The following is a 720-nucleotide window of genomic DNA, read 5'->3' as shown; positions in this document are numbered from 1 at the left end:
CCTTCACTTTTCTTTTCCCTTTTTCTTACAAAATCCCTGTTTTCATCTCTTGAAAACAGGAGTTCTTTGACAGACTGAGCGGGAGGAACGTGAGTTCCTCCCGCTGTCGCTATTTCTGTATAAACTTTACTTCTGCCCCGGGGCGTAGGCCACCACCGTCCGGCGGTTGGGCTCCACGCCGGTGGAGTAGGTGGTCACGTTGGGGTAGTCCTGGAGGGCCGCGTGGATCACGTGGCGCTCATAGGCGTTCATGGGCTCCAGGGTCATGTTCTTGCGGTACTTGACCACCTTGCCGGCCACCTTCACCGCCAGGCGCTGGAGGGACTCCTCCCGCTTGGCCCGGTAGCCCTCGGCGTCGATGTGGATGCGCACCCGCTTGGACTGGCCGTGGTTCACCGCGTAGTTGGTGAGCTGCTGGATGGCGTCCAGGGTCTCGCCCCGGCGGCCGATGATGGCGCCCAGGCCGCGGCCCTGGAGGATCACCTTATAGCCGTTCTCGCTCACATAGATGTCAGGGACCGCCTCCACCTGGAGGTGCTCCATGAGTCCGGCCAGGAACTCCCGGATGCGGGCGGCCTTGGGGTCGTCGGCGGGAGCCAGCTCCAAGGGCTGGCCGTCCATCCCCTTGGGGGCGTTGGTCTCCTCCCGGCCGATGAGCACCTCATCCCCGGGCTGCAGGCGGTTGGCGTCCTCCTTGGGGGCTGTCTCTTATACACATCT

1 protein-coding gene is annotated in these 720 nt (G+C 62.9%); it reads right to left on the bottom strand.

The features are described 5' to 3' along the window. Nucleotides 1-126 precede the first annotated feature (126 nt). Nucleotides 127-660: an RNA-binding cell elongation regulator Jag/EloR gene (jag, locus tag H6B31_RS16725; RefSeq protein ID WP_346014114.1), complete on the bottom strand. Its 534-nt coding sequence runs from the start codon at nucleotides 658-660 to the stop codon at nucleotides 127-129. Nucleotides 661-720: the final 60 nt, after the last annotated feature.

The sequence above is a fragment of the Pseudoflavonifractor capillosus genome (assembly GCF_016899775.1).
In the GTDB taxonomy this organism is placed as follows: Bacteria; Bacillota; Clostridia; order Oscillospirales; family Oscillospiraceae; genus Lawsonibacter.
This window is presented reverse-complemented; position numbering and strand designations above follow the sequence as displayed.